Source organism: Thermostichus sp. MS-CIW-25 (assembly GCF_054060015.1).
On record NZ_JBSSCS010000004.1, the window covers coordinates 71,116 to 85,281 of the forward strand.

At 58.2% G+C, this 14,166-nt stretch carries 10 protein-coding genes; 6 read left to right on the plus strand and 4 right to left on the minus strand.

Annotated features, from left to right (window positions below; translation table 11 throughout):
- The first annotated feature begins 64 nt into the window (after positions 1-64).
- The 3 genes from pyrE (at position 65) to malQ (ending at position 3,352) form a co-directional block, all read left to right on the plus strand.
- On the plus strand, positions 65-682 hold the full coding sequence (gene pyrE / locus ACVWZ1_RS02740) for an orotate phosphoribosyltransferase (protein ID WP_457502455.1): 618 nt from the start codon (positions 65-67) through the stop codon (positions 680-682).
- A 40-nt stretch (positions 683-722) separates the two neighbouring features.
- Positions 723-1,595: a polysaccharide deacetylase family protein gene (locus ACVWZ1_RS02745; protein ID WP_457502456.1), complete on the plus strand. Its 873-nt coding sequence runs from the start codon at positions 723-725 to the stop codon at positions 1,593-1,595.
- Between the two features lie 155 nt (positions 1,596-1,750).
- A complete protein-coding gene (gene malQ, locus ACVWZ1_RS02750) occupies positions 1,751-3,352 on the plus strand; it encodes a 4-alpha-glucanotransferase (RefSeq protein ID WP_414374488.1) in 1,602 nt (533 codons plus the stop codon).
- Here the strand turns inward: malQ and ACVWZ1_RS02755 are convergent.
- The 4 genes from ACVWZ1_RS02755 to thrS all read right to left on the minus strand — a co-directional run bounded on the left by ACVWZ1_RS02755 (position 3,349) and on the right by thrS (position 8,966).
- Positions 3,349-4,896: an ABC transporter ATP-binding protein gene (locus ACVWZ1_RS02755; RefSeq protein ID WP_457465990.1), complete on the minus strand. Its 1,548-nt coding sequence runs from the start codon at positions 4,894-4,896 to the stop codon at positions 3,349-3,351. The two genes, malQ and ACVWZ1_RS02755, sit on opposite strands and share 4 nt — an antisense overlap.
- 314 nt (positions 4,897-5,210) lie before the next feature.
- Positions 5,211-5,516, minus strand: coding sequence for an FmdB family zinc ribbon protein (locus tag ACVWZ1_RS02760; RefSeq protein ID WP_414341588.1), 306 nt, complete (start codon positions 5,514-5,516; stop codon positions 5,211-5,213).
- A 10-nt stretch (positions 5,517-5,526) separates the two neighbouring features.
- On the minus strand, positions 5,527-6,732 hold the full coding sequence (gene fmdA, locus ACVWZ1_RS02765; protein ID WP_414341590.1) for a formamidase: 1,206 nt from the start codon (positions 6,730-6,732) through the stop codon (positions 5,527-5,529).
- A gap of 422 nt (positions 6,733-7,154) precedes the next feature.
- On the minus strand, positions 7,155-8,966 hold the full coding sequence (thrS, locus tag ACVWZ1_RS02770; RefSeq protein ID WP_457465989.1) for a threonine--tRNA ligase: 1,812 nt from the start codon (positions 8,964-8,966) through the stop codon (positions 7,155-7,157).
- 187 nt (positions 8,967-9,153) lie between these two features.
- On the opposite strand from thrS, the gene ACVWZ1_RS02775 reads away from it, so the two are divergent.
- From ACVWZ1_RS02775 to ACVWZ1_RS02785, 3 genes are all read left to right on the plus strand, one after another.
- Positions 9,154-10,881, plus strand: coding sequence for a Ppx/GppA phosphatase family protein (locus tag ACVWZ1_RS02775; RefSeq protein ID WP_457465988.1), 1,728 nt, complete (start codon positions 9,154-9,156; stop codon positions 10,879-10,881).
- 118 nt (positions 10,882-10,999) lie between these two features.
- Entirely contained in the window at positions 11,000-11,491 is a 492-nt protein-coding gene (locus ACVWZ1_RS02780; protein ID WP_457465986.1) for a phycobilisome linker polypeptide, read from the plus strand.
- A 266-nt stretch (positions 11,492-11,757) separates the two neighbouring features.
- The gene (locus ACVWZ1_RS02785; RefSeq protein ID WP_457502457.1) at positions 11,758-14,160 is read left to right on the plus strand and encodes a polysaccharide deacetylase family protein; all 2,403 of its coding nucleotides are present in this window, start codon (positions 11,758-11,760) and stop codon (positions 14,158-14,160) included.
- The last annotated feature ends 6 nt before the right edge of the window (positions 14,161-14,166 follow it).

A 14,166-nucleotide genomic window follows, 5' to 3' on the forward strand; every position in this document is an offset into this window, starting at 1 on the left:
GCCGGATAATAAAATGTCCTGAGTGCTCTTTCTGGCCAGCCATTGAACCAAGGGGATCCCTGCTGTGTTGCTTCTTGACTGCTCTCCCCTGACCCTTTCCCCAGAAGAAGCGCGGGAGAAACTGCTATATCTCCTCGCCCAACTGGCCTATCGAGAAGGCTCCTTTACCCTCACTTCTGGACAGAAGAGCCCCTACTACATCAACTGCAAGCCGGTCACCCTTCACCCCCAGGGGGCTTATTGGGTGGGATCCCTGCTACACCGGCTGTTGCCTCCCGAAACCGAAGCAGTGGCTGGGATGACGCTGGGAGCGGATCCCTTGGTGACGGCGGTGAGTTTGGTCTCTCTGCATGCTGAACCCGCCAACCTACCCGCCTTGATCGTGCGCAAAGAGCCCAAGGGGCACGGCACGCAAGCCTGGATCGAGGGGCCGGAGTTGCCGGCGGGCAGTCGGGTGTGGATCCTGGAAGATGTGGTGACCACCGGCAGTTCTGCTTTGAAGGCTGTCGAACGGGTGCGGGCAGCCGGCTACCGGGCGGAAGGGATCCTGGCTTTGGTGGATCGGCTGGAAGGGGCAGAAGACCGCTGCCGAGAAGCAGGGATCCCCTTTCGTCGCCTATTCACCCTTCCAGAAGTGCAGGCTTGCCATCGGGCCTTGACCTCAGGAAAATCAAAGGACTAGCCTGCCCCCTTGGTGAGCATCAAAGCTTTGGAGAGCGGACATGCTGCCCCCTGCCTACTCAGCTCTGCCCAGCCGAAATCTGCCGAGCCTACCGCATCGGGCGCGAGTGGCCGTGTACGTGGTGATGAACATCGAGCACTTCACCTTTGGCAAGCTGGGCACGGCCATTCAACCCCATCTCACCAGCTCCCCTGAGATCGCCAACTATGGCTGGCGGGACTACGGCAATCGGGTGGGCATTTGGCGCTTGTTTGAGCTGTTTGCCGAGCTGGGGATCCCGGTGACGGCGGCCTTGAATGCGGAAATGGTGGATCTTTACCCCCCCATCATCGAAGGGATCCGCCAATACGGCTGGTCGGTGTTGGCCCACGGCTGGAACAACTCCACCGGCCACAGCGGCCTGGCCCGTGACGTCGAACAGGAGCTCATCGAGCGCAGTTTGTCCCTTTTGGAGAAGGTGTCGGGATCCCGCCCTTGGGGCTGGCTGACGCCGGGGTTTTCCGTTAGCGAGAACACCTTTGACCTGCTCAAGGCTGCCGGGATCCGCTACACCACCGACTGGGTAAACGACGACCAACCCTACTGGTTCCCAACTGCCGCCGGCCCCCTCTTGGGGATCCCCTACACTCTAGAGGCCAACGACATCAGCCTCTGCCTCAGCGCCCGCCTGCCGGCAGAAGCCTTTGCCCAAGCCCTCATCGACCAGTTTGATCAACTGTGGCAAGATGGGGAACGCTCCCCCCGCGTCATGGCCATCGGCCTACATCCTTTCATTGTCGGGCAGCCTCTGCGGATGGGATCCCTGAAAAAAGCCTTGCAGCACATCCAATCTCGCCCTCAGACTTGGCTCACCACCGGTGATGGCCTCTACGACTGGTATGCCCAAGCCTGCCCTGCTCCTGAGACGCCCTGACGGGATCCCCTGGCCAGAGGGAAAAGCGCGTCTTGGCCTTGGATCCTGCTCATTTTTTAACTTTGTTCTAATTTTGTCTTGTCTGGAGCTGTCCACCGTGGCTCCAGAAGTGACAGCATAGGCGGTGAAACCACCTAGGGCAAAAGGGCTTGGCCATGCGCATGGGCAGACTCAGTGGGATCCTCCTGCACCCCACCTCGCTACCGGGGCCATTTGGTATCGGCGATCTGGGGCCATCGGCTTATCGCTTTGTGGACTTTCTGGTGGAGAGCGGCCAACGCCTCTGGCAGGTTCTTCCTCTTGGGCCGACCGGCTGGGGCAACTCCCCCTACATGAGCTTTTCCTCCATTGCCGGCAACCCGCTTCTCATCAGCCCGGAGCTATTGGTGGGGGCCGGTTGGCTGGATCCCAACAGTTGGCAGGATCTGCCCCAATGGCCAACGATCCAAGCCGGGTCTGCCGAGCGGGTGGACTACGAAACCGTGATCCCCTTCAAGCTGGGCCTGCTGCACCGCGCCTGGGCAACCTTCAAAGAAAAAGCGTCCGCCGCCGACTGGGAAGCCTTCCAAGCCTATTGTGCTGCCGAAGCCGATTGGTTGCCCGACTATGCCCTGTTCATGGCCCTCAAGGATGTGTACGGCGAGCAAGAGTGGAACCAATGGGATCCGGCCTTGGTGCGACGGGATCCGCCGGCCCTGCAAGAGGCTCGCGACCGCTATGCCGATGCCATTACCGAGCAGATGTTTTGGCAGTATCTGTTCGCCCAGCAGTGGGGATCCTTGAGGGAGTATGCCCATCGGCATCAAGTGCAGCTCATCGGGGATGTGCCCATCTATGTTGCCCCCAACAGTGCCGACGTGTGGGCCAACCGGGAGCTGTTTCACCTGGATGAACAGGGACGGCCTTTACAAGTAGCCGGTGTGCCGCCGGACTATTTCAGCCCCACCGGGCAGCGCTGGGGCAACCCCCTCTACAACTGGGAAGTGCTCAAGGCCCGTGGCTACGACTGGTGGATCAAACGCATGCAGGCCATTCTCAAGCAAGTGGATTGTGTGCGCATCGACCACTTTCGCGGCTTCGAGAGCTACTGGGCCATTCCGGGCGATGCGGAAACGGCTGTGGAAGGGGAGTGGCAAAAAGGGCCGGGAGCAGATTTCTTTCAGGCCCTGGCCGACAAGCTGGGGGAAATCCCGGTGATTGCCGAAGATCTGGGAGACATTACGCCCGAGGTGTTGCAACTGCGGGATCAATTTGGCTTGCCCGGCATGAAGGTGTTGCTCTTTGCCTTCGGCTCTGGGCCCGATAACCCCTATTTGCCCCATGCCTATGAGCGCAACTTTGTCGTTTACACCGGCACCCACGACAACAACACGGTGGTGGGTTGGTTTCATGACCCGGATCGCTCGGAGTGGGAAAAACAAAACCTGCTGCGCTATTTGGGCTGCCAGGGATCCGGGGGCATCCATTGGGATCTGATCCGCTTGGCCCTTTCTTCCGTAGCCGACCTGGCCATCATTCCCCTGCAGGATGTGATGGGGCTGGGGGCAGAGGCGCGCATGAACTTCCCCGGCACCACCGAGAACAACTGGGCCTGGCGCTACCGCGAAGAGATGCTGCGGCAGGACATGATCCAGCGGCTGGCCGAGATGAGCGTGACCTATGGGCGCATCTCTCCTCAAGAGTTGGAGCAACGGCGAGCAGCCCTAGCCCAAGAACGGGCGGCAGGGTCTTCTCAAGCTGCCCCCAGCCTCGTCTAATGCTGGATCCCGCCCATCAGCAGCCCGATCCGCTCTTCGGTGGCCTCTTCAGGCCTGAGTTCTCCTACCAGGCGGCCCTCATGGATCACCAAAATGCGATCCGACAAGCTGATCACCTCATTCAAATCCGCCGATACCAGCAGCACCCCCATGCCCTGATCCCGTGCCTGCAGGATGCGGCGATGAATGGCCTCGATGGCCCCCACATCCACCCCCCGCGTCGGCTGGGCAGCCACCAGCACTTTGGATCCACAGGAAAGCTCCCGTCCCACAACGATCTTCTGGGCATTGCCCCCAGAATAGCGGCGGGCCGTCAGGGAAATGCTGCGGGGGCGAACGTCGAAGCTCTCCACCACCTGGCGGGCATGTTGGTCAATGGCCTCTTCCCGAAAAAATCCCAACCAGCCGGTATACGGCTTTTGATGGTGATCCCCCAGGATCAGGTTGTCGCGGGTGGGGAAATCCAGCACCAAACCTCTCACATTGCGATCTTCGGGGATATGACTCAGACCCCAGCAACGCACCTGTCGGGCCGAAGCAGACAGGGATCCGGCTCCATAGCGAATTTGGCCGCGGTAGCTTCTCAAGCCGGTGATCGCCTCCACCAATTCCGTTTGGCCGTTTCCCTCCACACCGGCAAGGCCCACAATCTCGCCGGCACGTACCTGGAAGCTCGCCCCCGCCACCGCCGGCTTCCGCCCCGGTATATCCACCCACAGATCTCGCACATCCAGCAACACCTCCCCAGGGGTAGCGGCCTTTTTTTCAACGGTCAGACTGACTTCCCGCCCCACCATCAGCCGCGCCAGTTCCTGGGCATCGGTTTGGGCAGTGGGCAACGTCGCCACCACCTTGCCATCCCGAATGACGGTGACGCGGTCGGCCAGTTGCATTACCTCCTTCAGCTTGTGGCTGATGAAAATGACAGCTCCCCCCCGCCGGGCAAAGCGGCGCAAAAACGCAAACAGCTCGCCTGCCTCCTGCGGAGTCAACACTGCCGTCGGCTCATCCAAAATCAAGATGCGGGCCTTGCGGTAGAGCATTTTCAAGATCTCCACCCGCTGCTGTAGGCCTACCGGCAGATCCTCCACTCTGGCGTCGGGATCCAGATGGAAGCCCATCTCGGCAATCAACTGAGCCACCTCAGCCCTGGCCCGACGGAAATCGACCTGAAAAAGATGGCCGGGTTCAGCCCCAAGAACCACGTTTTCCATAACCGTCAAGGGATCCACCAACATAAAGTGTTGATGCACCATCCCAATTCCCAACCGAATGGCATCGGCGGGACTGTGAATTTTGGCCGGTTGCCCATCCACTTGAATGGATCCCTCGTCCGGGCTGACCAACCCATAGACGATCTTCATCAGGGTAGACTTGCCCGCCCCGTTCTCCCCCATCAGCGCCAGAATCTCTCCCCAACGCACCTCCAGATCGATGTGGTCGTTGGCCAACACCAGAGGATAACGCTTGGTGATCCCCTGCAAGCGAAGGGCAATATCGCTGCGATGGGATCCCTCTGCCAAAGAAGGATCAGGCCCACTCATGAGGTGCTTCTTGAACGCCTTTTCCAGCATAGGTTGTGAACTGCCATGCCAGAGGAAAGCATTTCTGGGGGTATTGTGAGAGTCTCTCTTTTTCTAAGCACTATGGTCATTTCGATTCAAACTGGGACACTGCACCCACACCTAAAACGTTGGTCACGTCGTTACGTCGTCGCATCGTCGCGTCAGCGTTGCGGTTCCCGTCAGGGTGCCGTAGGCATAGCAATAGCGCTGCGGAGCAATAATGCACGGGGCCAGAAGGCTTTTTTCAATAGCCCAGGCGTCTTACCCTAGCCTGAAACAACTATGTCTAATAACTAATGGTGCAACATCCAAGGTCGCCCACAGGATTGGGAGCGATATTTTGGCGAGTTTGGATCAGAATTTGAGTGCTGTTCACGCTTGATCAGTTTGGGTTCTCTTCCCCCCTTTGAAATAGGCAAAGAGCTGGAAAGCTGAACCATGGGAACTGAAATGAGACGTTTCCCTTCCTGATTGCAAGAAGGACAATAGGCCGGATCTCGATATTGAGATAAGGGCCGCCATACCTCAAACTCCCCACAGGTTTGACACTTAAACTCATACAGCGGCATCTTCCTATTCCACCCCCTTGAACGAGGCATCGGATAACATTCACCTAGGGAGAATATCTATGTCGAAGATTTGCGTAGGAACAGCCACCGTACAGCAAGCATTGGGAATATCGACGATCCCACTCACTCTGCCCTCCACCGGTGCAGAACTGAGCAGCAGATAAGCTTGTTCTCCCGTAAAGCCGAATTTTTTCAGATATTCGATGGCATTTAAGCAGGCGCGTCGATAGGCAATGTGAACATCCATATAATGCTGCTTACCTGTAAGCTCGTCCACAGAAATGCCCTCAAACACAAGGTATTCCGAGTAACGTGGCTCAACAGGGCCGGGCTTAAAAATGGGGTTAACCAATCCGTACTTCTCAACACCACCCTTGATTAGATCGACGTGGAGATCGATGTAGCCCGACATCTCAATAGCGCCACAAAAAGAGATCTCCCCATCCCCTTGCGAGAAGTGAATATCTCCCATCGACAGCTTGGCACCCTCCACGTAAACCGGGAAGTAGATCCGTGTTCCTTTAGACAGGTTTTTAATATCGCAATTACCGCCGTGCTCTCGCGGGGGCACCGTCCGAGCCGCTTCAGCAGCAACCCGCTCATACTCTGACTTGGGCAAAGTTCCCAAAATTGCGTTCTTGGGATTGGGCAAGGCGGCCAGCACAGGCTGATTGCCGGATAGCCCCGCGCCGTAAGTGCGCAAATCGGGAGCCGAAGCGACCAGCTCAGCTTCCCGCTTATTCCAAGCCGCCAGCAACTCGTGAGATGGGGCACAGCCAATGAGGCCGGGGTGAATGATGCCGGCAAAGCGCACATGGGGAATGTGTCTGGAAGTGGTGTAAATGCCTTGAAAATCCCAGATGGCTTTGGCCGCGTTGGGAAAATGATCGGTGAGGAATCCCCCTCCATTTTCTTTGGCAAAAATACCTGTAAACCCCCACTCGTCTCCCGGCAGTGGCCCAATGTCTAACAGATCGACAACCAGGATATCTCCAGGCTGGGCGCCGTTAACCCAAATAGGCCCACTCAAAACATGGACAACGCTTAGGTCAACCTGCTCAATGTCGGAAGGATCATCGTTGTTTTTGATTTGCCCATCCGTCCAGTCTTTACACTCAATTCGGAATACCTCGCCAGGGTTTACAGAAACCACAGCGGGAATATCAGGATGCCAGCGGTTGTGACCCGGTAGATCCTGTTGATCCATTGGCTTAGTCAGGTCAACTTTAAACAGCGTTTTGGGCATGGGATCCTATCCTTGAGTCATCACTCTGCGGTCAGACTTTGAATGCACAAAAGCCTATCTCCAATAGAGAAGCTAATACTGTAGTAAAAGCTACAATTCATAGTGCTGTTATCTACAATCGCAGAGCGGGAGATGAGGAGCTTAGATCGACAGGCTATTTCACTGCAATTCAAAGTAACTATCAATCAATTCACCAAAGTAACGGCCAATCCATTCGGCGACAGATCGATTTAGCCGTCAGCTCCTAAAGCGTTGCAGGATCCTCTCCAGAAAATCCCTAGAGAACATGGTGGGTTGTCGGCCAAACCCTGATTTCAATGAGCCCCCTTGGCTTCCCTTGAGAAAGGGAAACTCAGGCTCTTTCTTGAGCTCCAAGTTCTGAAAACCCAATTGCCGCAAGCCGGGGATCCCGAATGCTCGGGCTAGTCAAGTGCCTGTAGCTGGGCTAGGAAATCTGCCACCGTCAGGGATCCCAGCTCCTGTCCATGGCGCTGGCGCACGCTCACCGTTCCTGCCGCTTGTTCCTGTTCCCCCACGATCAGCATGAAGGGGATCCGGGCCTTCTCGGCATTGCGGATTTTTTTGGGCAAACGATCGCTGTCGGCATCGATGTGGACGCGGATCCCGTGTTCTCGCAGTTGATCCCGCACTTGGGTGGCATAGCCCAAATACTGATCGGAAACGGGCAAAATGCGCACCTGTTCCGGGGCCAGCCAGAAGGGAAAATCCCCAGCGTATTCTTCGATGAGAATGCCGATGAGTCGTTCCAGCGAGCCAAAGGGAGCACGGTGAATCATCACCGGACGCTGCCGGGATCCATCCTCAGCTACGTATTGCAGATCAAAGCGCTGTGGGTTTTGGTAGTCCACCTGAACCGTGCCCAGTTGCCACTCCCGATCCAGCGCGTCGCGGAAAATAAAATCCAGCTTCGGCCCATAGAAGGCTGCCTCTCCGATCCCTTCAAAGTGGGGCATCGACAACTTCTCCACAGCGCGACGGATGGCATTTTCGGCTTTGTCCCAATCTTCGGGGGATCCCAGATATTTGTCCGACTTGGGATCGCGGAAGCTGAGGCGGGCGCGAAAATCCTTGAGCTTGAGCTTATCGAAAACCACCAAAATGAGATCGACAACCTTGAGAAACTCCTCCTCCAATTGATCGGGCCGGACAAACAGGTGGGCATCGTCCACCGTGAAGCCACGCACTCGCGTCAGACCTCCCAATTCCCCCGATTGCTCATAGCGATAGACGGTGCCGAATTCGGCATATCGTAGGGGCAAATCGCGGTAGGATCGCAGCTCGGATTTGTAGATTTGGATGTGAAAAGGACAGTTCATCGGCTTCATGACAAAGCCCTGTTCGGCTGCGCGATCCTGCTCATTCTCCGCCATCATGGGGAACATATCTTCCCGGTACTTTTGCCAGTGGCCGGAGATCTTGAACAAGTCCACACGGGCAATATGAGGGGTAACCACCGGCAGGTAGCCCCGCTTGAGCTGCTCCTGCTTGAGAAAATCCTCCAGCACCCAGCGTAGGGTAGTTCCTTTCGGAGTCCAAAGGGGCAAGCCCGGCCCCACCTCATCCGAAAACAAAAATAGGCCCAGTTCTTTGCCCAGCTTGCGGTGATCCCGCCGTTTGGCTTCTTCCAGCCGCCGCTTGTATTCCTTCAGCTCCTCTGGGGTCTCCCAGGCGGTGCCGTAGATGCGTTGGAGCTGCGGCTTGGTTTCATCCCCCCGCCAATAAGCGCCGGCCACACTGAGCAAATCAAAGGCTCTGGGGTTGAGATCTCGGGTGTTTTCCACGTGGGGGCCAGCACAGAGATCCCACCATTCATCCCCCAAGTGGTAAATGCTGATGACCTCCCCTTCGGGAATGCTGTCTAAGATCTCCAGCTTGTAGGGTTCGCCGAGGGCTTCGATGCGGCGCCTGGCCTCTTCACGGCTCACCTCCTCGCGGATCACCGGCAAACCTTTTTTGATGATTGCCTGCATCTCTTTTTTGATGCGATCCAGATCTTCCGGCGTGAAGGGCTCGGGATGGTCAAAATCGTAGTAGAAGCCGTAGTCGGTTGTGGGGCCGATGGTCACCTGGGCCTTGGGAAACAGCTTTTGCACCGCCATAGCCAGGACATGGGAAGTGGTGTGGCGGATGCGCTCCAGTTGGGGAGACTCGTGAGTGCGCAGCAGTTTGAGGGTGCTGTTGGCCTTCTGAGGTGATTCGGCTGGCTGAGACATCGGAACCTACTTTGAAACAAACAAATCAAATACTGTGTCCCTATCTTAGGCTGGGGCGAGAGCGGCAGGGATCCCCAGCTAATCAATTCCCCTGTTTGCCGAGTCAATCGCAAACCTGACAACTGGGCCCGGAACAAGGGGGGAAAGTACACAGTATCCTAAAGGGGTTGACCCCCACACCCGAGCCATGATCTCTTCGCGCACCGACTTCACGGAATGCCCTGTCGCCTCTGCTCCCCCAGTTTCCGAAACCGGCCCGGCTTCTCGTCCTGAATCTTGGGCTGCCCCCGTTCTGGCGGCCATCGATGTGGGCAGCAACTCTCTCCACATGGTGGTGGTGCGCATCAATCCCCGTATCCCCAGCTTCACCATCATCTCCCGCGAAAAAGCCACCGTGCGGCTGGGGGAATACTGCAACCAGACGGGTGCCCTCACGCCTGCAGCCATGGAGCGGGCCCGAGTGGCCCTGGAACGATTTTGCCGCATTGCCGAGAGCTTTCAGGTGCATTCCATTGTTGCGGTGGCCACCAGTGCTGTGCGCGAGGCCCCCAATGGGCCGGAGTTTTTGAAGCGGATTGAACGGGAGCTGGGCCTGCGGGTGGAGTTGATCTCGGGGCAGGAAGAGGCCCGCCGCATTTATCTGGGAGTGCTCTCGGCGATGGAGTTCCACAACCGGATGCACGCGGTGGTGGATATCGGCGGTGGCTCCACCGAGCTGATCTTGGGCAACGGCCAAGAGCCGGAGTTTCTGCGCAGCATCAAGGTGGGAGCTGTGCGTCTAACCCAGGCTTTTTTGCACCACGATCCGCCCGCTTCTGGCGAACTGCAAGCCCTGCGCCAGCACATCCGCGGCATGCTGGAATCCCCCATTGAGCAGATGAAACGGATCGTCGCATCTTCACAACAACAGGGATCCCTGCCTTTGGTGGGCACCTCTGGCACCGTCGAGAGCCTGGCCCAGTGGGATGCCCGCCGTCGTTTGGGCGCTCCCCCCAGTCGCCTGCAGGGGTATGAGTTCAGCTTGGAAGCCTTGCGCGGCTACATCAAAGAGCTGCGATCCCTGACGGTGGCCGAACGGCAAAAACTTCCCGGTCTAGGGGAAAGACGGGGGGAGATCATCCTGGCCGGCGCCCTGATCCTAGAGGAAGTGATGAGCCTGCTGGGGGTAGAGCGGGTTCAATTTTGCGAACGGGCTTTGCGGGAAGGGCTGATCGTGGATTGGATGATCGGCCAAGGCTTGATTGAGGATCGGCTGCGCTACCACAGCTCGGTGCGGCGGCGCAGTGTGCTCAAGCTGGCGGAAAAATATCAGGTGGAGCTGCCCTATGCCGAACGGGTGGCCGAATTTGCCCTCAGCCTCTTCGACCAGACCCGCGGCCTGTTGCATGGTTGGGGATCCCGCGAGCGGGCCCTCCTCTGGTCAGCGGCCATGCTGCACAACTGCGGCCACTTTATCAGCCATGCCGCCCACCACAAACACTCCTACTACCTGATTCGCCATGGGGAACTGTTGGGCTTCAATGAAGAAGAGGTGGAAGTGATCGCCAACTTGGCCCGCTACCACCGCAAATCGCCTCCCAAGAAGAAGCACGAAAACTTTCAGCGCCTCACCGACGAACGGGATCGCCAAATCGTCTTGGAACTGAGCCCCTTGCTGCGCATGGCTTGTGCCCTGGATCGCCGCCGTCTGCAAGCCATCCAAGCGCTGCACTGCCGTTTTCAGCTCTTGGGAGAAGGCCCCCGCCGCATGGAGTTGATTTTGGATCCCAGGCATCCCAATGATGACTGCGCCTTGGAGCTGTGGAGCTTGAACGAGAAGAAAAAAGTCTTCGAACAGCAGTTCAAGCTGCAGGTGATCCCCAAATTGTCCACTCAGATCGAGCGCAGCTCAAATCCTTTTGAGGCAGCAGTTTAGCCCCTGCCTGCAGGAGGTTTCTGGTGGGCACCTGGCAACGGTAGAATGTTTGACGATGAAGCTGTGGTTGTGGGCGGCTCTCCCGCCACTGAATGCTGAGCAAAACGGAGTTGTTGAGATGGCCAAGTTGTTGTTGGGGGATCAAGCCTTTGAGGTCGAGCTGCTGACGGATGTGCCCACCAATTGGCCGGGAATTAAAGTCATGTCTAAGGGGGCCAAGCTGGACATTCCAGCGGGAACTGTGGTGAAGGTGGAGTCCGAGGATGACCACGCGACCGGGTCCTACAAAGTGGTCTATCGTCTGGCCCCCGCCTATCCCCGCAGTTGGAGGCTGCTCCTAGAGCGGGAGAGCGCTGCTACCGCGCCTCAAGCGGCATCGGCCCCAGAACCAGAGGTCGCTCAGGCCAGCAGCTCAGAAGGAGGGCTGCCGAATAGCGATAAAATCTTCACCATCAAGGTATCCGGCCTTGTGGGAGGAGGCGTGCGCAGAAGCGTTGTCGAGTACAAAGTGCCCTTCAGCCGCCTTTCCCAAGAAGTGAAACGGATCACCCAAATGGGAGGCAAGATCGTCAGCATTGCCGAGTCCAATCTGCTAAGCACCCTTGAGTAGCGGGCGGCTTCCTGGGAGGTTCTGGGTTCTTTCAGGCCACCCGTCCAGGCCGTTCTGGTTCAAACAATTTCAACGAGGGATCCCTGTAGAAAGCATGCGGCGATTTCTCCCCTATCCCCAACCTGAGGATGGGGTGGTAGGCTGGCGTTGGTTTTGCCGTTGCCTGGAAGGCTGCCTTTTCCTGCTGTCCTGGGGGTGGGCTTTGGGTAGGAAAAGGCGTTCCGGCGAGGGCTGAGCTTTTGCAATTGGGAGTGGGGAGTGAGGCCATGACATCTCGACGACAGCCGACGCGCTTGGGAGGGTCGATACCCCAAGGCTACTCAGGCTCTGGGTCAACAAAGGGATCCCAGCCATACTCCTCACCCACTTCACGACAGAGCTTTCCCCATCCCCCTCGACGTTCGCCGGCAAAGTCTCGCCTTAGGTCGTTCCACTTTTTCAGCTTGCTGGTGATCCTGCTGGGGTTTGGGACTGGAGCCCTGGTAGCCTGGGCAACTGCTCATCCCGATTGGGTCAGCCGCTTGCCAGGGCTATCGCCACCTCTAGCGGAGATCCCTGCCCCCCGCGCCCACGCTAAAGCGGCTCAACAGCGCTTGCCCATCTCCTTAGAGACCCAACTGGAGCGGGATCCCTTTGCTTTGGATCCCTTGGCCAGCCTTTCTTATGTGCCCGCCATCATGTACCACGATGTGGTGGCCGGACGCAAACAGGTCTGGTTCGACACTACGGTGGCGGAGCTGCGGCAACACTTTGAGGCCATTAAACAAGCAGGACTTACCCCCATCCACATCGACCAACTGTACAAACACCTGCGGGACGGGGATCCCTTGCCCGAAAAAGCCATTTTGCTCACTTTTGACGACGCTTACCTGGGCCTGTACGAAAACGCCTACCCCCTTTTGAAGGAGTACAACTACCCCGCCACCTACTTTGTGCAAACCGGCTTTGTCGGCGTGCCCACCAGCAAGGATCACTTCACCTGGGATCAGATGCGGGAGATGGATGCCAGCGGGCTGATCGACTTTGCCGCCCATACCGTCAACCATCCTCCTGATCTGCGGGTGCTAGACGATGCCCGTCTGCGGCGGGAAGTGTTCGACTGCAAGACCAAGCTGGAGCAGGAGCTGGGCCACCCCATCCACTACTTTGCCTATCCCGAAGGCAACCGGGACGATCGGGTGAAGCAATACCTGGCCCATGCCGGTTACCGGATGTCTTTTACGATGGATCCCGGTTTTACAGGACAATCGCCCAACCTGCTGGAGGTGCGGCGCTTTAACCAGTTTCGCCTCACCGAGGCCATTCTTGGCGCCCGCACCTTTAGCCTCAGCCGCAGCCTCGACTACTGGCTGGATGTGACGCAGCCTCTGGCTCTGACCGACGAGATCATTGACGGGGTGCGGGTGCTCACCATCCGCGGCGGACGGGCAGCCACAGTGCACGCAGAACGGCGCTACGAAGTCAGGACGTTGGTCCAGCGCTACCAGGCCGATGCTGGCATTAACGGCAGCTTCTTCTCCATCCCCTGGATCAACTCCGCCAGCAACGTCATGGTGGGGCCGGCGATGGCTGCCAACCACAAGACCTTCATCCCCGGTCGTCCCGAAGATGACCAGGCAATCCGCGGCCGGCCGCTGGTGCTGCTGGGCAGGGATCGCCTCCGCTTTGTGCCCTTTGATCCCGACACCATGACCCACTTGGAGAACATCCGCCAGTTGATGCCGGATGTCACGGATCTGTTTGTGGCCGGTCTATGGCTGGTTAAGGATGGCCATGCCCTCTCTCCGGCGGAGATCAACTCGTTCCGCCTTGCCAGCGCTGCTGAGTTTCGCCCCAGAGCTTTCTTTGGGGTAGATGACCAGGAGCGGGTGGTGATCGGAGTTACCAAAACCCACGTCAACGCCGCCATCCTGGCCAGTCTGCTGCCCAAAACCGGGATCCGGGAAGCCGTGCTGCTGGACTCTGGCTTTAGCACCTCCCTGGTCTACCAAGGGGAGATCCTCGCCACCGGCCATGCCGGTCCCAACCAGCCCAGCCGTCCTGTGCCCCATGCCATCTTGCTCTACGACATGAACCGCCTCTGGGCCAGGGATCCCCTTCCCGAGGCCAAGGCTGGCTCTGAGGGAGATCGGCTGGAGGGGCTGGTGCAACTTTTGCCCGGCAGCGAGCAAGAGGCGGCCAAAGCCCAACTCAAGAGCATTCTGGCCGGCCAACGCACGTTGAGGCGGGGGGATCGGGGGGCAGCGGTGGTAGCTGTGCAACTGGGGTTGAGCCGTTTGGCCGCTCAGCAGGGACGGCTGGATCTACTCCCTTCGGGCCCTGATGGGGTGTATGGTCAAGAGGTGGCCCAGGCAATGGCGGAATTGGTGCTAAAAGAGCCCAGCGATGGGTCAGAACCTGTTGCTGAGGGATCCCTTCCTCAAGCCACCCCCACCCCCCTGGTGGCCGGAACGGCGACATCCCCCCACAGCGTGGACATCCTCGATGCTCAACTGCTGCAGCGCCTGCTGGAGCGCGTTAACTTGGCCTCTCCCTCGGTACTGGTGGATACGCGCTTGGAACGGTCAGCCTTGCTCCTAGAGCGCAAGCCGGAGCGTAAGCTGCTGCCCAGCGCTTCTGTCCAACCCCACACCGGTGCTCCCAGCCCGACCTCCGGGTTAAGTCGGTAATCTGCG

Bases quoted from the DNA above. Each gene is read 5' to 3' on its own strand.
- ACVWZ1_RS02745 (WP_457502456.1), top strand. From the start codon at position 723: ATGCTGCCCCCTGCCTACTCAGCTCTGCCCAGCCGAAATCTGCCGAGC.
- malQ (WP_414374488.1), top strand. From the start codon at position 1,751: ATGCGCATGGGCAGACTCAGTGGGATCCTCCTGCACCCCACCTCGCTA.
- ACVWZ1_RS02755 (WP_457465990.1), bottom strand. From the start codon at position 4,896: ATGAGTGGGCCTGATCCTTCTTTGGCAGAGGGATCCCATCGCAGCGAT.
- ACVWZ1_RS02760 (WP_414341588.1), bottom strand. From the start codon at position 5,516: ATGCCTCGTTCAAGGGGGTGGAATAGGAAGATGCCGCTGTATGAGTTT.
- fmdA (WP_414341590.1), bottom strand. From the start codon at position 6,732: ATGCCCAAAACGCTGTTTAAAGTTGACCTGACTAAGCCAATGGATCAA.
- thrS (WP_457465989.1), bottom strand. From the start codon at position 8,966: ATGTCTCAGCCAGCCGAATCACCTCAGAAGGCCAACAGCACCCTCAAA.
- ACVWZ1_RS02775 (WP_457465988.1), top strand. From the start codon at position 9,154: ATGATCTCTTCGCGCACCGACTTCACGGAATGCCCTGTCGCCTCTGCT.
- ACVWZ1_RS02780 (WP_457465986.1), top strand. From the start codon at position 11,000: ATGGCCAAGTTGTTGTTGGGGGATCAAGCCTTTGAGGTCGAGCTGCTG.
- ACVWZ1_RS02785 (WP_457502457.1), top strand. From the start codon at position 11,758: ATGACATCTCGACGACAGCCGACGCGCTTGGGAGGGTCGATACCCCAA.